Origin of the sequence: Salmonella sp. HY31, assembly GCF_042604575.1 — a bacterium.
GTDB classification, from domain to species: domain Bacteria; phylum Pseudomonadota; class Gammaproteobacteria; order Enterobacterales; family Enterobacteriaceae; genus Salmonella; species Salmonella diarizonae.
This window is the reverse complement of record NZ_CP170479.1, coordinates 3257197-3276777: the sequence shown is the minus strand read 5'-3', so window position 1 is coordinate 3276777 and position 19581 is coordinate 3257197. Positions and strand designations below refer to the sequence as shown.

Genomic DNA, 19581 nt, shown 5'->3' with positions numbered 1-19581 from the left:
CGAAGAGATGAAAAGGTTATGTTATTTTGTGAATTCAGACTGGTACTTTGATTTACATTGGATAGAACGTGCAATAGCGGCAAGGGATGCGGGATATGAAATTCATATCATAAGTCATTTTATTAGTGAAGAGATTATAAAAAAATTTAAAACGCTTGGTTTTATTTGTCACAATGTGTCTCTTGTTGCTCAGTCGTTTAATGTGTTTGTTTTTTTTAGAGGATTCTTTAATGCTCGGAAGATTATTAAAGAGATTAATCCTGACCTATTGCATTGTATTACACTCAAACCTTGCCTGATTGGTGGGTTTAGCGCCAGGAGACGTAATAGTCCAGTTGTTATCAGCTTTGTCGGCCTTGGTCGAATCTTTTTATATAATACATTGCTAATGAGAACATTGCGTGTATTAACCGTTTTGGTTTATAAATACATTGCTGGTAATAAGCGTGGTGTTTTTATTTTTGAACATGACAGGGATCGGCGAAAAATATCGCGTTTAGTAGGTATTGATTATCATAAAACTATCGTTATCGAAGGCGCTGGAATTAACCCTAATATTTATAAATTCTCTATAGAGAAAAAATATAAGATACCGATAGTCCTTTTTGCAAGTCGAATGTTATGGAGTAAAGGTCTTGGTGATCTCATTGAGGCAAAAAAGATCCTCAGACAAAAGAATATTCATTTTATCTTGAATGTTGCAGGTATTTTGGCCGAGGGAGATAAAGATGCTATCCCTCTGGAACTCATTCATCACTGGCATAATGAGGGGCTGATTAACTGGCTGGGACGTTCTTCGAATGTATATGAGCTTATCCAGAAATCGAATATCGTTGCATTACCATCTGTTTATCCTGAAGGGATTCCACGGCTTTTATTAGAGGCATCATCTGTAGGACGCGCATGTATTGCTTATGATACCGGCGGATGTGATAGCTTAATTATTCATAACTATAACGGATTGATTGTGAAAAGTAATTCAGCTCAGGAGTTAGCGGTAGAGTTAGAGTATTTGTTAAAAAATCCACAGATTCGCTTAGAGATGGGGATGAATGGAAGAAAACGTGTAAAGGAATTATTTTCCAGCATATTAGTTATAAATAAGACATTGCAAATTTATAAAGACACTATTGGTTGCTAACGCCATAAAGTGCTTATAAAGCAGGTCAATGTATAGATAAATAGTATGTAAGTATTATAGAAAATAAATGATTTATATTTTCATATCGTTAAAGAATAAGTTCTTCAGGTAAAGGTGACACGGAAACAATGAATGATTTGAAAGAAGCTCTGGTCAGGCACCAACTTTGGATTTCTCTAGGTTGGAATGATGTCCTGGGACGATACCGGCGATCGGTATTAGGGCCTTTTTGGATAACGATTTCGATGGGGGTCACCATATCAGCGATGGGACCTCTTTACGGTTCGCTGTTCAGTTCTGGTTCCGAAAATTTTATCATGCATCTTACTTTAGGTATGATCTTTTGGGCCTTTCTATCAGCAACGATTAATGAGTCATGCGGAATATTTAATGAGTCCGCATCAATTATTAAGCAATCTGACCTTCCGTTATATTTATATATATTACGTGTTTTCTATCGGCAGTTTATGATTATGTTGCATAACTTTATCATAATACCTTTCGTGATTTTTTTTACCAATACATCGGTAAATCTTGATATTCTCCTTTTTATACCTGCAATTATAATAACATCCATCTCATTAATTTCTACAGGTATGATTCTCGCCATTTTTTGCACAAGATATCGTGATATGGGGCCGGTCGTTCAAAGTATAGTAACGTTGTGTTTTTTTATAACACCCATCATTTGGACATCGGAACAATTACCAGATGGAAGAAGGGAGTTTGTTGATTATAATATTTTTTATTACTTTATGGAGATGCTCAGGAAACCATTAATGGGAACTGTACCCGATGTAACCATATGGTTTTACACAATAATAACCTCTATTATTATGTTGATGGTCTCAGCCTTAGTGTTGACTAAATATCGTTCAAGAATCGTATACTGGTTATAATTAATGAAAATCTCTTGCAAAAATGTTGGCGTAATACTCCCCATATTTAACTCCAGCCACCGTTCATTTAAAAAAACTTTTCTACAGGCTGCTTCAGGTGGACGAATTGGCTCATCGAATACCGGGATTATTGAAGTAGAGGCATTAAAAAAAATTGATTTTACGCTTACTGAAGGTAATCGTCTTGCGCTTATCGGACACAATGGTTCGGGCAAAACAACTCTTCTGAGAGTACTTGCAGGGGCCTATAAACCAACTTCAGGGAAGTATGAATGTATCGGCCGGGTCACCAGCCTCATTGATCCCATGATGGGAATGGATGGTGAGCTTACCGGCCTGGAAAATATAAAGCTGAGGGGACTATTTCTCGGTCTGTCAAAAAATGAAATAAAAAATATTACAGAAGATGTTATCGAGTTCAGCGAGTTAGGTGATTTTATTAAAATCCCCGTTAGAACATATTCTAGTGGTATGATTCTGAGGCTTGGTTTTTCTATTTCCACTGCAATTAATCCTGAAATTTTACTGATGGATGAATGGATGAGCGTGGGTGATAGCGATTTTAAAAGAAAAGCAGAAATGAGATTAAATAGCTTTATTTCTAAAGCGGGCATTATGGTAATGGCCACTCACGATGATGAACTGGCTAAATCTGTATGTAATAAATTCATCAGGCTTGAGCACGGTGAGATAGTTAGCAAAGGTGGATTTTAATATTCTTATTATAGTATTTATATCGCTACGCGGTAAGTAATTTTACGATTTTATAATAGCGTTATCCCGGATAATTTAAATTTATAGGTTAGTTATGTATTTTTTACTTCAAAAAATAATTTTACCAAAAATTGATGTATGTGCGGAAGAAGAACTTTATTTTAGATGCTATGGTGGAAAATATAACTATACGTCATATGATTTGTTTGTTCCACGTCACAGGGTTGCGTGTTTTGATACATTTTATAATGCATTTTCGATTAAGAAATGGAAAAAATACACAACTTTAACCTCTCTTTTTTTGCGGGCCAGGATAACTGGATGCGGAACTATAACCGTAAAGCATAAAGAGAATGGTGTCATTAGAGTATTAAAGCAAGTTAATTTCAAATCATCATCTAATATCGGCGATGAAATTGAAATAGATATATCAAAAATAAATTTTGGGTATATCTATGTGGATTGGCAATCTGATGAAGACTCTATTTTAAATGGATTCGAATTTCTAACTAAAGACCGTGTTAGTAAATCATCTATGGCTTTAGTTATAACAACCTATAATAGAATAGAGGCTGTTACTAAAACAATCAATAGAATTGATAAAACACTCTTAACTCAGGATGAATTTAAAGACCGTTTTAAATTGATTGTGGTTAATAATGGAGAGGTGATTAATCACCCGTCAGGAAACGGTATTATGGTTATCAATAATGAAAATCTCGGTGGGTCAGGTGGGTTTATGAGAGGTTTGATAGAAGCAGAGAAAATAAAAGATGTCAAACATGTCATATTTATGGATGATGACGGCTCATGTGAAATTGAATCAATTTGTCGAACTCATGCTTTTTTACTGATGGCTAAAGATAAAAATACAGTTGTTACTGGCTGTATGCTTTTTGAGGATAACCCAGCAATCATACATGAATCTGGTGCTATATGGCATAAAGACTTTTTACATTATCCAGATAAACATTATTTGGATGCTCGCGAGATAAACGCTTTAGATTGTTTTGATAATGAAAATAAAATAGGGTACGGTGGATGGTGGTTTTTTGCCTTTAATATTAACGCCATTGAATATTATTCATTCCCTTTCTTTGTTCGTGGTGATGACTTGCTATTTGGATATATGCATAAAAAACATAATATTGTCACTCTTAATGGTGTGGCTTCGTGGCAAATGGATTTTGAAAGAAAAATATCGGTTCTAAATAGCTATTTGAACTTCAGGACTGTTGCTGTACCTGCATTAATTAGTAAAAGAAAGTTTGCTGCACTATTATTAAGTGTTTTCTTTATAAGGGAAGTCTTTCTTGCGAGTTTTTCATGTCGCTATGAAGTTGCCAGAGCAATGATTATGTCATATAAAGACTGTCTTTCTGGGCGGGATTTTTGGGAAGGTAATGCAGATCTTCTGGAAATAAGAAAAAGAATTAATGCGATAACTCATAATGAAAAGTTCAATTTAGAAAATATTGATATTGTTAATGGTAGTGTTGATTACCCATGTTCAGGCAAAGAAAAAATCATCCATAAAATTTTTAGATGCATAACTCTTAATGGACACTTAATTCCAGCTTTCTTTTTAATTAAAAAACCAATTGTGGTTGATTATCGTCATTATCACCCTACGAAGTATTCATTTCGAAGAACTACTATCTATCATCTAAATATTGAAAATGGCAAGTTGTTAAAACTTACTCACTCAAAAATTGAGTTTTTTAGTGTTGTTATAGATGGCTTGTTTACGGCAGTAAAAAACTTTTATCGGTTTAAATCTGCAAAAAAAGAGATGAAAAATAGTTTGCCCTATCTTACTTCAAAACTTTTCTGGTATAAAAAATTCAATAAAAAATATGAAGATAAATATTAATTGTGGTGTAAGTTATTCTGATGGGGATTATACCGATATTTTAAATTATATGATGATGAAAATAGTATTCTGAAGCATGGTTCCATTGTCAAGGTCTCATTTGTTATGAGTCCGCTAAAATATCATAATCCTTATCCAATTTCAGCATTCATTAATAAAGTGTTAATCTATATAAGCCGTGAGACGCGAAATTAGAATATGGAAAGCGTCTTTTGGTTATTGTCAGACATAAACTTGGTCATACTCGTCTATTAATTAGAGTTTTGAAATCCATTAATGACAAGGTGTTCAAAAAACAATCGTCATCTTCTGTATGAGGAAGGAGGTGTCTCGCCATATAGATGATTTTTTCTAAAAGAGTTAGCAAGTAAATACAATATTATTTACGACAAAAAGTGTATCTTTAATGCTATTAAGATGTCTAAATCTAATTATTTATGTTTTATAGATGATGACGACTCCTGGACCCCTGAATATGTGTCATGACTACTCAGTCTTTTGGTGAGTGTATTTCTTTTTTTGAGTATGTAAAACCGTTCATACAAAAAGGAAATTATGCAGCACTTAATAGCGTTGTATTGTCAGAGCCTTTTTTTGAATTGATAGCCAGACCCTCAAGCGCTCAACTGGACGCCTTATCTTCCCTCACGCATTCAGAGTCCGCAGGATCTAATGCAGAAAGAATTGTGCTAGCCAAAAAACTGCCTTTAAAGGATAAACTTTTTCCCGGAGAAAATTATATCAAAGAGTTGAATGCCAGTTATTGGAAAGAAGGCTTTAAAAGGATCAACAGGAAAAAATTTTGGGTAAAATATAACTAAGCGTCATTTAATTCCGGAAGATAGATAATGATTATTGGGCGCTCACCCGACAAGGGCAGAGTCGACTATCCCCCGGCGCGATCACGTTAACCCTGACGGGGAAGTGGTCTCGTGCCGTGATAATGTTATTATCACTGGATGCCGCCGCCTGTTTGTCCATCCGCTGTGGATGTTCATTATGGCGTTCGATGTGTATTCCAGACCGACAGAGGCAGCAATTGATTGTTATGTCTATGGTTGCGCAGAGGCGGTGTAGTCCATTAATTATCTGTTAACAAAGGATATTATCATGCCTGAAGGCCCGGAAATTCGTCGTGCGGCGGATAATCTGGAGGCGGCAATCAAAGGCAAAACCTTAACCGATGTCTGGTTTGCCTTTGCGCAGTTAAAACCGTATGAATCGCAGCTTACCGGTCAAATTGTTACCCGGATAGAAACGCGGGGAAAAGCGTTATTGACCCACTTTTCAAATGGCCTGACGCTCTACAGCCACAACCAACTCTATGGCGTATGGCGGGTGATCGACACCGGTGAAATACCGCAGACCACGCGTATATTACGCGTCAGGCTACAGACGGCGGATAAAACTATTCTGCTTTACAGCGCGTCTGATATCGAAATGCTGACAGCAGAGCAGCTCACGACGCCCCCTTTTTTACAGCGAGTCGGTCCGGATGTGCTGGACGCGCGTCTTACCCCGGAAGAGGTTAAAGCTCGATTGCTGTCGCCGCGTTTTCGCAACCGACAATTCTCCGGGCTGTTGCTGGATCAGGCCTTTCTGGCGGGACTGGGGAATTATCTGCGCGTTGAAATCCTCTGGCAGATAGGGTTAACCGGACAGCATAAAGCGAGAGATCTCAGCGAGGCGCAACTGAACGCGCTATCTCACGCGCTGTTGGATATTCCGCGTCTTTCCTACGCTACTCGCGGCCAGGCGGATGAAAACAAGCATCATGGCGCGCTGTTTCGCTTTAAGGTTTTCCACCGGGACGGCGAAGTGTGCGAGCGGTGCGGCGGCATTATCGAAAAGACAACGCTTTCCTCACGCCCGTTTTACTGGTGCCCACATTGCCAGAAATAGTCGGAACCGCCATCGGCGGGCGGCTATTGCCTGGTGGCGCTACGCTTATCGGGCCTACAAAGGTTGTTTTGGCGCATAGGTTGAAATAAAACGGGCCACTGCTGGTCCAGTTAACAGAATGCTGAACAGCCGTAGGATTTGCATTGCCATGATTAACGCCATATCGGCGCTGCTTCCGGCCGCGATCGCGGCAACTGTATCCAGACCACCGGGACTGGTGGCGAGATAAGCCGTCATAAAATCAATCTGCATGTAGTGAGCCATTCCCCACGCCATTGCGGCGCAAATCGCCATCAGCACGAAAATTGAAAATAAGATTTGCGGCAATGGCCGCAGCGCCATAAAAAATACCTGTCTGTCGAAGCCCAGCCCGATACGCCAGCCAATCGCCATATAGGCCACGGCCAGCAGCCATTCGGGTAATTCAATCTCAATGATGCCGTGCGAATGGAGAAGCGCGCCTGCCAGCATGGGGAGCAGCATCGTGCCGGAAGGGATACGCATCAGGCGACCGGCAATGCCCGCCACGATCGCTAACAGCAGCGTCGTCAATAAATTACCGCTAAGCGGCGGAAACCAGACCAACTGTTGGCTGACCGCTGCCGCGCTGTCGCCGAGTATCAGGCGTGTCACCAGCACCGCCGCGCCAGCGACAAACAGTACCCGCAGATACTGCATAAACGCCACCAGGCGGATATCCGCCCCGTAATCTTGCGCCATCGCTACCATTGCCGCCGCGCCGCCCGGCGAAGACCCCCATGCGCCGGTATTGCCGGGCAGCAAACTGTAACGTACCAGCAGCCAGCCGACTATCGCGCTGGAAAGCAGCGTCACCAGCAACACCAGAAGCACGACCGGCCAGTAGAGGGCGAGGGTGGTCAATATCGAACCGGTTAGATTTTGGGCGATCATACAGCCGAGAATCGCCTGCGCGGCAAGAAAAATACCGCGCGGAAGTTGTAGCGAACTACCTCGCAAACTCAACACGATACCCGCAATCATTGGACCGAGCAGCATCGCCGCTGGAAGGTGCAGCCAGAGAAAAATAAGGGAAATAAGCAGCGATAACAGGAACAACAAAAACCACTGCAAAATCGGCATTCCATGCTCCCTGAATGATATTTAGCGAAACCTTAATTAATCATAGAGAGTAACGGGATAAGAATAAAATAATGAGGATAAGAAAAAAGGAAAAATGTACCGGATGGCGATGGTTGTCGCCATCCGGTTGTCAATTAACGCTTCAGCACCGATTTAAAATCGCGTTTATCGTAGCCGGTGTAAAGCTGACGAGGACGAGCGATTTTCATGCCTTCGCTGTGCATTTCATTCCAGTGGGCTATCCAGCCGACGGTACGCGCCATCGCGAAGATCACGGTAAACATTGAAGATGGAATGCCCATCGCTTTGAGAATGATACCGGAGTAGAAGTCTACGTTCGGGTACAGTTTTTTCTCGATAAAGTATGGGTCATTCAGTGCAATGTGCTCAAGCTCCATGGCCACTTCCAGCAGATCGTCTTTCGTACCCAGTTCTTTCAGCACTTCGTGGCAGGTTTCACGCATCACGGTGGCGCGTGGATCGTAGTTTTTGTAAACACGATGACCGAAGCCCATCAGGCGGAAAGAATCATTTTTGTCTTTCGCACGACGAACAAATTCCGGAATGTGTTTAACAGAGCTGATTTCTTCCAGCATTTTCAGCGCAGCTTCGTTTGCGCCGCCGTGCGCGGGTCCCCACAGGGAGGCGATCCCGGCGGCAATACAGGCGAACGGGTTGGCGCCGCTTGAGCCTGCGGTACGTACTGTTGACGTAGAGGCATTCTGCTCATGGTCAGCGTGCAGGATCAGAATACGATCCATCGCGCGTTCCAGTACCGGATTCACTTCATAGGTTTCACACGGCGTGGAGAACATCATGTTCAGGAAGTTACCGGCGTAGGACAGGTCGTTGCGCGGATAAACAAACGGCTGACCGATTGAATATTTGTAACACATCGCCGCCATGGTCGGCATTTTGGACAGCAGGCGGAACGCCGCGATTTCACGGTGGCGCGGATTGTTCACATCCAGCGAGTCGTGGTAGAACGCCGCCAGCGCGCCAGTGATCCCACACATCACCGCCATCGGATGTGAGTCGCGACGGAAGGCGTGGAACAGGCGAGTGATTTGCTCATGGATCATCGTATGGCGTGTGACTGTCGTTCTGAACTCGTCATACTCCTCCTGCGTCGGTTTTTCGCCATACAGCAGGATGTAACAGACTTCCAGATAGTTGGAATCGGTAGCAAGCTGGTCAATCGGGAAACCGCGATGCAACAAAATGCCTTCGTCGCCGTCGATGAAGGTGATTTTAGATTCGCAGGATGCGGTAGAGGTGAAACCAGGGTCAAAAGTGAAAACTCCTTTTGAACCAAGACTACGAATATCAATAACATCTTGACCGAGTGTACCTTTTAGCACATCCAGTTCAATAGCAGTGTCACCCGTGAGGGTGATTTTTGCCTTTGTATCAGCCATTTACGGTCTCCTTAGCGCCTTATTGCTTAAGACTGCCGGAACTCAGACTTGCCTTCTCCACGTCATCTTCCTCGTCGTTAGTGCATGAAAGATTCTGTGTATGTATCAATCAACCGTTACCAGTTTGTTATTTGGCTCGCCGCTCTGTGAAAGAGGGGATGACCTGGGTACAGAGCAATGGGCGCTTGCAGGTAACGGCTTGATTAATATCGAATTAGCAGCAAATCAGGAACGTAGCAATCCGAGTAATGTAACCTGTCTATCACTAATAACTGTCCTGAAAGAATGGGTCAATATCATCACACTGTTGCATAACTTATTCGCAGGTGAAAGAGTGACCCCATAACTTTTACGCATTATATGCTTTTTCTGGTGTTGTTTGTAACAACTTTGTTTAATGTTTGTCAAATCAGATGATTGAAAATTAAAAAAATGTTGTTATCGTGACCTGCGTCACTGTTCAGGATAAAACCCGACAAACTATATGTAGGTTAATTGTAATGATTTTGTGAACGTCCTATACTGCCGCCAGGTCTCCGGAATACCCTGCAATCCCGAGCCACCCAGCGTTGTAACGTGTCGTTTTAGCTACTGGAAGCAGTGTTTTATATGACGCGCAGTTATAGAAAGGACGCTGTCTGACCCGCACGCAGACCGGAGGAAGGAAATCCCGTCGTCTTTCTGGCTACAGGTAGATTCACCTCTGTAACCGAAGTCTTAAGGGAATAATAAGAACAGCATGTGGGCGTTATTCATGATAAGAAATGTGAAAAAACAAAGACCTGTCAATCTGGATCTACAAACGATTCGGTTCCCCATCACAGCGATAGCGTCCATTCTCCATCGCGTATCCGGTGTGATTACTTTCATCGCCGTCGGCATATTACTGTGGCTACTGGGCACCAGCCTCTCTTCCCCGGAAGGATTCCAGCAGGCCGCCGACATCATGGACGGCTTCATCGTTAAATTTATCATGTGGGGCATCCTTACCGCGCTGGCGTATCACGTCATCGTTGGAATTCGTCACATGTTAATGGATTTTGGCTATCTGGAAGAAACATTCGAAGCGGGTCAACGCTCTGCCAAAATCTCTTTTGTTATCACTGTCGTGCTTTCACTTCTCGCAGGAGTCCTCGTATGGTAAGCAACGCCTCCGCATTAGGACGCAATGGCGTACATGACTTCATCCTGGTCCGTGCTACCGCTATCGTTCTGACGTTATACATCATCTACATGGTGGGTTTTTTCGCCACGAGCGGCGAGCTGACCTTTGAAGCCTGGACCGGTTTCTTCTCATCGGCCTTCACCAAAGTCTTCACCCTGCTGGCGCTTTTTTCCATCTTGATTCATGCCTGGATCGGCATGTGGCAGGTGTTGACCGACTACGTTAAACCACTGGCCGTGCGCCTGGTACTGCAACTCGTTATCGTTGTTGCTCTGGTGGTTTACGTCATCTATGGATTTGTTGTGGTGTGGGGTGTGTAATGAAACTGCCAGTCAGAGAATTTGATGCTGTTGTGATTGGTGCCGGTGGCGCAGGTATGCGCGCGGCGCTGCAAATTTCCCAAAGCGGCCAAACCTGTGCGCTGCTATCTAAAGTGTTCCCAACCCGATCGCATACCGTTTCCGCGCAGGGCGGCATCACCGTGGCGCTCGGTAATACCCATGAAGATAACTGGGAATGGCACATGTACGATACCGTAAAAGGGTCGGATTACATTGGTGACCAGGATGCCATCGAATATATGTGTAAGACCGGTCCGGAAGCGATTCTGGAACTGGAGCACATGGGGCTACCGTTCTCCCGTCTTGATGATGGACGTATCTATCAGCGCCCGTTCGGCGGCCAGTCGAAAAACTTTGGCGGCGAGCAGGCGGCACGTACCGCGGCGGCGGCTGACCGTACCGGTCACGCCTTGCTACATACGCTCTATCAGCAAAATTTGAAAAACCATACCACGATTTTCTCCGAATGGTATGCGCTGGATCTGGTGAAAAACCAGGATGGCGCGGTGGTAGGGTGTACCGCACTGTGCATCGAAACTGGTGAAGTGGTGTATTTCAAAGCCCGCGCGACGGTGCTGGCGACCGGCGGCGCAGGCCGTATCTACCAGTCCACCACGAACGCTCACATCAACACCGGTGACGGTGTCGGTATGGCGCTGCGTGCCGGTGTCCCGGTGCAGGACATGGAAATGTGGCAGTTCCACCCGACCGGTATCGCCGGGGCGGGCGTGTTGGTGACAGAAGGCTGCCGCGGCGAAGGCGGTTACCTGCTGAACAAACACGGCGAGCGCTTTATGGAACGTTATGCGCCGAACGCCAAAGACCTGGCGGGTCGTGACGTGGTGGCGCGTTCCATCATGATCGAAATCCGTGAAGGTCGCGGCTGCGACGGTCCGTGGGGGCCGCACGCTAAACTGAAACTGGATCACCTGGGTAAAGAGGTGCTGGAATCTCGCCTGCCGGGTATCCTGGAGCTGTCCCGTACTTTCGCCCACGTCGATCCGGTGAAAGAGCCGATTCCGGTTATCCCGACCTGCCACTACATGATGGGCGGTATTCCGACTAAAGTGACTGGTCAGGCGCTGACCGTGAACGAGCAGGGCGAAGACGTGGTTATTCCGGGGCTGTTCGCGGTGGGTGAAATCGCCTGTGTATCGGTTCACGGCGCCAACCGTCTGGGCGGTAATTCGCTGCTGGATCTGGTGGTCTTTGGCCGCGCGGCGGGGCTGCATTTACAGGAATCCATCGCCGAGCAGGGCGTGCTGCGCGATGCCAGCGAGTCTGACGTTGAAGGTTCTCTGGAGCGCCTGAATCGCTGGAACAACAACCGCAATGGCGAAGATCCGGTGGCTATCCGCAAAGCACTGCAGGAGTGTATGCAGCATAACTTCTCCGTATTCCGTGAAGGCGACGCGATGGCGAAAGGGCTTGAGCAGTTGAAAGTGATCCGCGAGCGTCTGAAAAACGCCCGTCTGGATGACACGTCCAGCGAGTTTAATACCCAGCGTGTTGAGTGCCTGGAGCTGGATAACCTGATGGAAACCGCCTACGCCACTGCCGTATCCGCCAACTTCCGGACGGAAAGCCGCGGCGCGCATAGCCGCTTCGATTTCCCGGAGCGTGATGATGCCAACTGGTTGTGTCATACCCTGTATCAACCGCAAACGGAATCCATGACGCGCCGAAGCGTCAATATGGAACCGAAACTGCGTCCGGCGTTCCCGCCGAAGATTCGTACTTATTAATTGCGGAGACAGGATGATGAAACTCGAATTTTCGATTTATCGTTATAACCCGGATGTCGATAACGCTCCGCGTATGCAGGATTACACCCTGGAAGGCGAAGAAGGGCGTGACATGATGCTGCTGGATGCGTTAATCCAGCTTAAAGAAAAAGATCCCAGCCTTTCTTTCCGCCGTTCCTGCCGCGAAGGTGTATGTGGTTCTGATGGTTTGAATATGAACGGTAAGAATGGGTTGGCCTGTATCACCCCCATTTCGGCGCTGAATCAGCCAGGTAAGAAGATTGTGATTCGCCCGCTACCCGGTTTGCCGGTGATCCGCGATTTGGTGGTAGACATGGGGCAATTCTACGCACAATATGAGAAGATTAAGCCTTACTTATTGAATAATGGGCAAAATCCACCGGCTCGTGAGCATTTACAGATGCCGGAGCAGCGTGAAAAACTCGATGGGCTGTATGAATGTATTCTTTGCGCCTGTTGCTCAACATCCTGCCCGTCATTCTGGTGGAATCCGGATAAGTTTATCGGTCCGGCGGGTCTGCTCGCGGCGTATCGATTCCTGATCGACAGCCGTGATACCGAGACCGACAGTCGTCTGGAAGGGATGAGCGATGCATTCAGCGTATTCCGCTGTCACAGCATTATGAACTGCGTCAGTGTATGTCCTAAGGGGCTGAACCCGACGCGCGCTATCGGTCATATTAAGTCGATGCTGTTGCAGCGTAGCGCATAAGTAGTTGTAGTTGCCGGGGAAGAGATTCCCCGGTCGTGCAGGAAATCTCTAAAAACTGCCATATTGATAACAATAATCGAGATGTTCAGCGCGAGACCAGGCGTGAACGGAACGAATCTTCGGGAGCATAGTTAACTATGTGACCGGCGTGAGTGAGGGGCGCAACGCAGTCGCAGCCTGAACGATGACGATTATTAGACAGTTTTTAAAGGTTCCTTAGCGGACGCAGATGACACGACAGTCCGCAACAAGTGAACCCCGGCACGCATACGGCGTATGCGTGGTTAGTATCCACGGCGAAGTAAGCATACGAATGCTTAAGGGATCACGATGCAGAACAGCGCTTTGAAAGCCTGGTTGGACTCTTCTTACCTCTCTGGTTCGAATCAGAGCTGGATAGAACAGCTCTATGAAGACTTCTTAACCGATCCTGACTCGGTAGACGCTAACTGGCGTTTGACGTTCCAGCAGTTACCTGGTACCGGAGTCAAACCGGATCAACTCCATTCAAAAACACGTGAATATTTCCGGCGGCAGGCGTTGGCTGGCTCACGTTACTCTTCTACGATTTCCGACCCTGACACCAATGTGAAGCAGGTTAAAGTCCTGCAGCTTATCAACGCTTATCGTTTCCGTGGCCATCAGCATGCAAACCTCGATCCGCTGGGACTGTGGAAACAAGAACGCGTGGCGGATCTGGACCCTTCTTTCCATGATTTGACCGAGGCCGATTTCCAGGAAACCTTCAATGTTGGCTCCTTTGCCAGCGGCAAAGAGACGATGAAGCTGGGCGAGCTGCTCGAAGCGCTCAAACAGACCTACTGCGGCCCGATTGGCGCTGAGTATATGCACATCACCAGCACCGAAGAGAAACGCTGGATCCAACAGCGCATTGAATCCGGTCGCGCGGCCTTTAGCGCTGACGAGAAAAAACGCTTCCTGAACGAACTGACCGCCGCTGAAGGACTGGAACGTTACCTGGGTGCCAAATTCCCCGGAGCGAAACGTTTCTCGCTGGAGGGGGGGGATGCTCTGGTACCCATGCTGAAAGAGATGGTTCGCCATGCGGGTAACAGCGGCACTCGCGAAGTGGTGCTGGGGATGGCGCACCGTGGTCGTCTGAACGTGCTAATCAACGTCTTGGGTAAAAAACCGCAGGATCTGTTCGACGAGTTTGCTGGTAAGCATAAAGAACATCTTGGTACCGGCGACGTGAAGTATCACATGGGCTTCTCGTCAGATATCGAAACCGAAGGCGGTCTGGTTCACCTGGCGCTGGCGTTTAACCCATCGCACCTGGAAATTGTTAGCCCGGTGGTGATGGGTTCCGTGCGTGCCCGTCTGGATAGACTGGACGAACCGAGCAGCAACAAAGTGTTGCCGATCACCATTCACGGCGACGCCGCGGTGACCGGCCAGGGTGTGGTTCAGGAAACTCTGAACATGTCGAAAGCGCGTGGTTACGAAGTGGGCGGTACGGTACGTATCGTTATCAACAACCAGGTTGGTTTTACCACCTCTAACCCGCTGGATGCGCGTTCAACGCCTTACTGCACCGATATCGGTAAAATGGTCCAGGCACCCATTTTCCACGTCAACGCGGACGATCCGGAAGCCGTCGCTTTTGTGACCCGTCTGGCGCTGGACTTCCGTAACACCTTTAAACGCGATGTCTTTATCGATCTGGTGTGCTACCGCCGTCACGGTCACAACGAAGCCGACGAGCCAAGCGCAACCCAGCCGCTGATGTACCAGAAAATCAAAAAGCATCCGACGCCGCGTAAAATCTACGCCGACAAACTGGAAGCTGATAAGGTCGCAACGCTCGAAGACGCCACCGAAATGGTCAACCTCTATCGCGATGCGCTGGATGCGGGCGAATGCGTGGTGAAAGAGTGGCGTCCGATGAATATGCACTCGTTCACCTGGTCGCCGTATCTAAACCACGAATGGGATGAAGTATACCCGAACAAGGTAGAAATGAAGCGCCTGCAGGAGCTGGCAAAACGTATCAGCACCGTGCCGGAAGCCATTGAAATGCAGTCCCGTGTGGCGAAAATTTATGGCGACCGTCAGGCAATGGCGGCAGGCGAGAAATTGTTTGACTGGGGCGGCGCGGAAAATCTGGCTTACGCCACTCTGGTAGATGAAGGCATTCCGGTACGCCTGTCCGGGGAAGATTCCGGTCGCGGCACCTTCTTCCATCGTCATGCGGTGATCCACAACCAGACGAATGGCTCAACGTATACGCCATTGCAGCATATTCACAGCGGTCAGGGACAGTTTAAAGTCTGGGACTCCGTGCTGTCTGAAGAAGCGGTGCTGGCCTTTGAATACGGTTATGCCACGGCGGAACCACGTACCCTGACTATCTGGGAAGCGCAGTTTGGCGATTTCGCCAACGGCGCGCAGGTGGTGATTGACCAGTTCATCTCCTCCGGCGAGCAGAAATGGGGCCGGATGTGCGGTCTGGTGATGCTGTTGCCGCACGGTTATGAAGGGCAGGGGCCGGAGCACTCCTCCGCGCGCCTGGAACGTTACCTGCAACTTTGCGCCGAGCAGAATATGCAGGTTTGCGTGCCATCCACCCCGGCGCAGGTCTACCATATGCTGCGTCGTCAGGCGCTGCGCGGGATGCGTCGTCCGCTGGTGGTGATGTCGCCGAAATCGCTGCTGCGCCACCCGCTGGCCGTCTCCACGCTTGATGAACTGGCGAACGGCTCCTTCCAGCCGGCCATTGGCGAAATTGACGAGCTGGACCCTAAAGCCGTAAAACGCGTGGTAATGTGTTCTGGTAAGGTTTATTACGACCTGCTGGAACAACGGCGTAAAAACGATCAAAAAGATGTCGCTATCGTGCGCATCGAACAGCTCTATCCGTTCCCGCATAAAGCGGTGCAGGAAGCGCTGCAACCATACGCTCACGTCCATGATTTTGTCTGGTGCCAGGAAGAGCCGCTCAACCAGGGCGCATGGTTCTGCAGTCAGCATCATTTCCGTGAAGTGATTCCGTTTGGGGCCGCTCTGCGTTATGCAGGCCGCCCGGCCTCCGCCTCTCCGGCGGTAGGGTATATGTCCGTTCACCAGAAACAGCAACAAGATCTGGTTAATGACGCGCTGAACGTCGATTAAATAAAGGATAAATAATGAGTAGCGTAGATATTCTTGTTCCCGACCTGCCTGAGTCCGTAGCGGACGCGACCGTCGCCACCTGGCATAAAAAACCGGGCGATGCGGTTGTTCGTGACGAAGTGCTGGTAGAAATCGAAACTGACAAAGTGGTACTGGAAGTACCGGCATCAGCGGACGGCATTCTGGATGCGGTTCTGGAAGAGGAGGGGACTACTGTCACCTCTCGCCAGATCCTCGGTCGCCTGCGTGAAGGCAACAGCGCGGGTAAAGAGACCAGCGCGAAATCTGAAGAGAAAGCGTCTACGCCGGCACAGCGTCAGCAGGCGTCGCTGGAAGAACAAAACAATGATGCGCTCAGCCCGGCGATCCGTCGCCTGCTGGCTGAACACAACCTGGAAGCCAGCGCTATCAAAGGGACCGGCGTCGGCGGCCGTATTACCCGTGAAGATGTGGAAAAACATCTGGCGAAAGACGAGTCTAAAGCGCCTGCTGTTGAACCTGCAGCACAACCCGCTCTGGGCGCGCGCGGCGAAAAACGCGTGCCGATGACCCGCCTGCGTAAGCGCGTGGCCGAGCGTCTGCTGGAAGCGAAAAACTCTACCGCCATGCTGACGACCTTCAATGAAGTCAACATGAAGCCGATTATGGATTTGCGTAAGCAGTACGGTGAAGTGTTTGAAAAACGTCACGGTATCCGCCTGGGCTTTATGTCCTTCTACGTGAAAGCGGTAGTTGAAGCGCTGAAGCGTTATCCGGAAGTGAACGCCTCTATCGACGGCGATGACGTGGTGTACCACAACTACTTTGATGTGAGCATGGCGGTGTCTACGCCGCGCGGCCTGGTCACGCCGGTACTGCGTGACGTGGATACGCTGGGCATGGCGGACATCGAGAAAAAAATTAAAGAACTGGCCGTCAAAGGCCGCGACGGCAAGTTGACCGTGGAAGATCTGACCGGCGGTAACTTTACCATTACCAACGGCGGCGTATTCGGTTCGCTGATGTCCACCCCGATCATCAACCCGCCGCAGAGCGCGATTCTGGGAATGCACGCCATTAAAGACAGGCCGATGGCGGTGGATGGCAAGGTGGAAATTCTGCCGATGATGTACCTGGCGCTCTCTTACGATCATCGCCTGATCGATGGTCGCGAATCCGTGGGTTTCCTGGTCACCATCAAAGAGTTGCTGGAAGATCCGACCCGTCTGCTGCTGGACGTGTAGTCAACAAGAGCATCACCTGCTACCTGTAGGCCGGATAAGGCGTTCACGCCGCCATCCGGCGACGGTTGCCTGATGGCGCGCAGCTTTCAGGCCTACAGGTCTAAAGATAACGATTACCTGAAGGATGGACAGAACACATGAACTTACATGAATATCAGGCAAAACAACTTTTTGCCCGCTATGGCTTACCGGCGCCGGTGGGTTATGCCTGTACTACTCCGCGTGAAGCCGAAGAAGCCGCGTCTAAAATCGGCGCCGGCCCGTGGGTAGTGAAATGTCAGGTTCACGCTGGCGGCCGCGGCAAAGCGGGCGGTGTGAAGGTGGTAAACAGCAAAGAGGACATTCGCGCCTTTGCGGAAAACTGGCTGGGCAAACGTCTGGTGACCTATCAAACAGACGCTAATGGCCAACCGGTAAACCAGATTCTGGTTGAAGCGGCGACCGATATCGGCAAAGAACTGTATCTCGGCGCGGTTGTTGACCGTAGTTCCCGTCGCGTGGTCTTTATGGCATCTACCGAAGGCGGCGTGGAGATCGAAAAAGTCGCGGAGGAAACCCCGCACCTGATCCACAAAGTTGCGCTCGATCCGCTAACCGGCCCGATGCCTTATCAGGGGCGTGAACTGGCGTTCAAACTGGGTCTGGAAGGTAAACTGGTGCAGCAGTTCACCAAAATCTTTATGGGCCTGGCAACCATTTTCCTTGAGCGCGACCTGGCGCTAATCGAAATCAATCCGCTGGTTATCACTAAGCAGGGCGATCTGATTTGCCTCGACGGCAAGCTGGGCGCTGACGGCAACGCGCTGTTCCGCCAGCCGGATCTGCGTGAAATGCGCGACCAGTCGCAGGAAGACCCGCGTGAAGCCCAGGCGGCGCAGTGGGAACTGAACTACGTCGCGCTGGACGGCAACATCGGTTGCATGGTTAACGGCGCGGGCCTGGCGATGGGCACCATGGACATCGTTAAGCTGCATGGCGGCGAACCGGCTAACTTCCTTGACGTTGGTGGCGGCGCGACCAAAGAGCGCGTAACCGAAGCGTTTAAAATCATCCTCTCGGATGACAACGTGAAAGCGGTTCTGGTTAACATCTTCGGCGGTATCGTCCGTTGTGACCTGATTGCCGACGGTATCATCGGTGCGGTGGAAGAAGTGGGCGTTAATGTTCCGGTGGTGGTGCGTCTGGAAGGCAATAACGCCGAACTCGGCGCGAAGAAACTGGCTGACAGCGGCCTGAATATTATTGCAGCGAAAAGTCTGACGGATGCAGCTCAGCAGGTTGTTGCCGCAGTGGAGGGGAAATAATGTCCGTTTTAATCGATAAAAACACCAGGGTTATCTGTCAGGGCTTTACCGGTAGCCAGGGGACGTTCCACTCCGAGCAGGCGATCGCTTACGGTACGCAGATGGTGGGCGGCGTGACGCCAGGTAAAGGCGGCACCACGCATTTGGGTCTGCCGGTGTTCAACACCGTCCGCGAAGCGGTAGAAGCGACCGGCGCAACCGCCACCGTTATCTACGTTCCGGCGCCGTTCTGCAAAGACTCCATTCTGGAAGCGATCGATGCGGGCATCAAACTGATTATCACCATCACCGAAGGTATCCCGACGCTGGATATGTTGACCGTGAAGGTGAAGCTGGATGAAGCTGGCGTACGCATGATCGGCCCGAACTGTCCAGGCGTTATCACCCCGGGCGAATGCAAAATCGGCATCATGCCGGGTCACATTCACCAGCCGGGTAAAGTGGGTATCGTTTCCCGTTCCGGTACGCTGACCTATGAAGCGGTTAAGCAGACCACCGATTACGGTTTCGGCCAGTCTACCTGTGTGGGTATCGGCGGCGACCCGATTCCGGGCTCTAACTTCATTGATATCCTGAAGCTGTTCCAGGAAGATCCGCAGACTGAAGCAATCGTGATGATCGGCGAGATCGGCGGTAGCGCGGAAGAAGAGGCGGCGGCGTACATTAAAGATCACGTCACCAAGCCGGTTGTCGGTTATATCGCGGGCGTCACCGCGCCGAAAGGCAAGCGTATGGGCCACGCGGGCGCCATCATTGCGGGTGGTAAAGGCACTGCGGATGAAAAATTCGCCGCGCTGGAAGCCGCAGGCGTGAAAACCGTTCGCAGCCTGGCCGATATCGGTGAAGCGCTGAAAGCAATTATAAAATAAAAACTCGCTGTTCCTGAGGGA

At 48.6% G+C, this 19581-nt stretch carries 16 protein-coding genes and 3 pseudogenes; 17 read left to right on the top strand and 2 right to left on the bottom strand.

Translation table 11 applies throughout. The features are described from left to right. Positions 1–7 precede the first annotated feature (7 nt). The 8 genes and pseudogenes from ACE15A_RS15570 to nei all read left to right on the top strand — a co-directional run bounded on the left by ACE15A_RS15570 (position 8) and on the right by nei (position 6529). Positions 8–1141: a glycosyltransferase family 4 protein gene (locus ACE15A_RS15570; protein WP_053510222.1), complete on the top strand. Its 1134-nt coding sequence runs from the start codon at positions 8–10 to the stop codon at positions 1139–1141. Between the two features lie 128 nt (positions 1142–1269). Then, entirely contained in the window at positions 1270–2040 is a 771-nt protein-coding gene (locus ACE15A_RS15565) for an ABC transporter permease (protein WP_053510219.1), read from the top strand. A 3-nt stretch (positions 2041–2043) separates the two neighbouring features. Next, positions 2044–2754, top strand: coding sequence for an ABC transporter ATP-binding protein (locus ACE15A_RS15560; RefSeq protein ID WP_023262607.1), 711 nt, complete (start codon positions 2044–2046; stop codon positions 2752–2754). Positions 2755–2848: 94 nt separating this feature from the next. After that, positions 2849–4627, top strand: a complete 1779-nt coding sequence (locus tag ACE15A_RS15555; RefSeq protein WP_053510218.1) for a glycosyltransferase — start codon at positions 2849–2851, stop codon at positions 4625–4627. Between the two features lie 263 nt (positions 4628–4890). Beyond that, positions 4891–5110: pseudogene (locus tag ACE15A_RS15550) on the top strand (glycosyltransferase family 2 protein); the annotation flags it as partial. 26 nt (positions 5111–5136) lie between these two features. Next, positions 5137–5448, top strand: a pseudogene (locus ACE15A_RS15545) (glycosyl transferase); the annotation flags it as partial. Between the two features lie 67 nt (positions 5449–5515). Next, a pseudogene (locus ACE15A_RS15540) lies at positions 5516–5650 on the top strand (hypothetical protein); the annotation flags it as partial. 87 nt (positions 5651–5737) lie between these two features. Then, positions 5738–6529 carry an endonuclease VIII gene (gene nei / locus ACE15A_RS15535; RefSeq protein ID WP_053510216.1) on the top strand — a complete coding sequence of 264 codons (792 nt, stop codon included), beginning with the start codon at positions 5738–5740 and terminating at the stop codon, positions 6527–6529. A 54-nt stretch (positions 6530–6583) separates the two neighbouring features. On the opposite strand, the gene ACE15A_RS15530 is transcribed toward nei, so the two are convergent. Both ACE15A_RS15530 and ACE15A_RS15525 read right to left on the bottom strand, forming a co-directional pair. Continuing rightward, a complete protein-coding gene (locus tag ACE15A_RS15530) occupies positions 6584–7630 on the bottom strand; it encodes an AbrB family transcriptional regulator (protein ID WP_023247163.1) in 1047 nt (348 codons plus the stop codon). A 134-nt stretch (positions 7631–7764) separates the two neighbouring features. Next, positions 7765–9048: a citrate synthase gene (locus tag ACE15A_RS15525; protein WP_023247162.1), complete on the bottom strand. Its 1284-nt coding sequence runs from the start codon at positions 9046–9048 to the stop codon at positions 7765–7767. Positions 9049–9148: 100 nt separating this feature from the next. Between ACE15A_RS15525 and ACE15A_RS15520 the strand changes: the two genes are divergently transcribed. The 9 genes from ACE15A_RS15520 (at position 9149) to sucD (ending at position 19560) form a co-directional block, all read left to right on the top strand. Further along, the gene (locus ACE15A_RS15520) at positions 9149–9394 is read left to right on the top strand and encodes a hypothetical protein (protein ID WP_044136160.1); all 246 of its coding nucleotides are present in this window, start codon (positions 9149–9151) and stop codon (positions 9392–9394) included. Positions 9395–9787: 393 nt separating this feature from the next. Beyond that, the gene (gene sdhC / locus ACE15A_RS15515; RefSeq protein ID WP_000263340.1) at positions 9788–10192 is read left to right on the top strand and encodes a succinate dehydrogenase cytochrome b556 subunit; all 405 of its coding nucleotides are present in this window, start codon (positions 9788–9790) and stop codon (positions 10190–10192) included. Beyond that, positions 10186–10533, top strand: a complete 348-nt coding sequence (gene sdhD, locus ACE15A_RS15510) for a succinate dehydrogenase membrane anchor subunit (protein WP_000254357.1) — start codon at positions 10186–10188, stop codon at positions 10531–10533. Before sdhC ends, sdhD begins: the two co-directional genes overlap by 7 nt. Beyond that, the gene (gene sdhA / locus ACE15A_RS15505; protein ID WP_000775561.1) at positions 10533–12299 is read left to right on the top strand and encodes a succinate dehydrogenase flavoprotein subunit; all 1767 of its coding nucleotides are present in this window, start codon (positions 10533–10535) and stop codon (positions 12297–12299) included. The genes sdhD and sdhA overlap by 1 nt, the downstream gene beginning before the upstream one ends. 16 nt (positions 12300–12315) lie before the next feature. Then, positions 12316–13032: a succinate dehydrogenase iron-sulfur subunit SdhB gene (gene sdhB / locus ACE15A_RS15500; protein WP_001727709.1), complete on the top strand. Its 717-nt coding sequence runs from the start codon at positions 12316–12318 to the stop codon at positions 13030–13032. A gap of 330 nt (positions 13033–13362) precedes the next feature. Then, positions 13363–16164 carry a 2-oxoglutarate dehydrogenase E1 component gene (sucA, locus tag ACE15A_RS15495; protein WP_053510213.1) on the top strand — a complete coding sequence of 934 codons (2802 nt, stop codon included), beginning with the start codon at positions 13363–13365 and terminating at the stop codon, positions 16162–16164. 14 nt (positions 16165–16178) lie between these two features. Then, positions 16179–17387, top strand: coding sequence for a 2-oxoglutarate dehydrogenase complex dihydrolipoyllysine-residue succinyltransferase (odhB, locus tag ACE15A_RS15490; protein WP_023247159.1), 1209 nt, complete (start codon positions 16179–16181; stop codon positions 17385–17387). A 137-nt stretch (positions 17388–17524) separates the two neighbouring features. After that, on the top strand, positions 17525–18691 hold the full coding sequence (gene sucC / locus ACE15A_RS15485; RefSeq protein WP_001048614.1) for an ADP-forming succinate--CoA ligase subunit beta: 1167 nt from the start codon (positions 17525–17527) through the stop codon (positions 18689–18691). Then, entirely contained in the window at positions 18691–19560 is an 870-nt protein-coding gene (gene sucD, locus ACE15A_RS15480) for a succinate--CoA ligase subunit alpha (RefSeq protein WP_023247158.1), read from the top strand. The genes sucC and sucD overlap by 1 nt, the downstream gene beginning before the upstream one ends. Positions 19561–19581 lie beyond the last annotated feature (21 nt).

Coding starts and splice junctions, on each gene's coding strand:
- ACE15A_RS15525 (WP_023247162.1), bottom strand. CDS start 9,048: ATGGCTGATACAAAGGCAAAAATCACCCTCACGGGTGACACTGCTATT.
- sdhC (WP_000263340.1), top strand. CDS start 9,788: ATGTGGGCGTTATTCATGATAAGAAATGTGAAAAAACAAAGACCTGTC.
- ACE15A_RS15570 (WP_053510222.1), top strand. CDS start 8: ATGAAAAGGTTATGTTATTTTGTGAATTCAGACTGGTACTTTGATTTA.
- ACE15A_RS15560 (WP_023262607.1), top strand. CDS start 2,044: ATGAAAATCTCTTGCAAAAATGTTGGCGTAATACTCCCCATATTTAAC.
- nei (WP_053510216.1), top strand. CDS start 5,738: ATGCCTGAAGGCCCGGAAATTCGTCGTGCGGCGGATAATCTGGAGGCG.
- sdhA (WP_000775561.1), top strand. CDS start 10,533: ATGAAACTGCCAGTCAGAGAATTTGATGCTGTTGTGATTGGTGCCGGT.
- sucC (WP_001048614.1), top strand. CDS start 17,525: ATGAACTTACATGAATATCAGGCAAAACAACTTTTTGCCCGCTATGGC.
- sdhD (WP_000254357.1), top strand. CDS start 10,186: ATGGTAAGCAACGCCTCCGCATTAGGACGCAATGGCGTACATGACTTC.
- sdhB (WP_001727709.1), top strand. CDS start 12,316: ATGAAACTCGAATTTTCGATTTATCGTTATAACCCGGATGTCGATAAC.
- ACE15A_RS15555 (WP_053510218.1), top strand. CDS start 2,849: ATGTATTTTTTACTTCAAAAAATAATTTTACCAAAAATTGATGTATGT.
- ACE15A_RS15530 (WP_023247163.1), bottom strand. CDS start 7,630: ATGCCGATTTTGCAGTGGTTTTTGTTGTTCCTGTTATCGCTGCTTATT.
- ACE15A_RS15565 (WP_053510219.1), top strand. CDS start 1,270: ATGAATGATTTGAAAGAAGCTCTGGTCAGGCACCAACTTTGGATTTCT.
- sucA (WP_053510213.1), top strand. CDS start 13,363: ATGCAGAACAGCGCTTTGAAAGCCTGGTTGGACTCTTCTTACCTCTCT.
- ACE15A_RS15520 (WP_044136160.1), top strand. CDS start 9,149: ATGTATCAATCAACCGTTACCAGTTTGTTATTTGGCTCGCCGCTCTGT.
- sucD (WP_023247158.1), top strand. CDS start 18,691: ATGTCCGTTTTAATCGATAAAAACACCAGGGTTATCTGTCAGGGCTTT.
- odhB (WP_023247159.1), top strand. CDS start 16,179: ATGAGTAGCGTAGATATTCTTGTTCCCGACCTGCCTGAGTCCGTAGCG.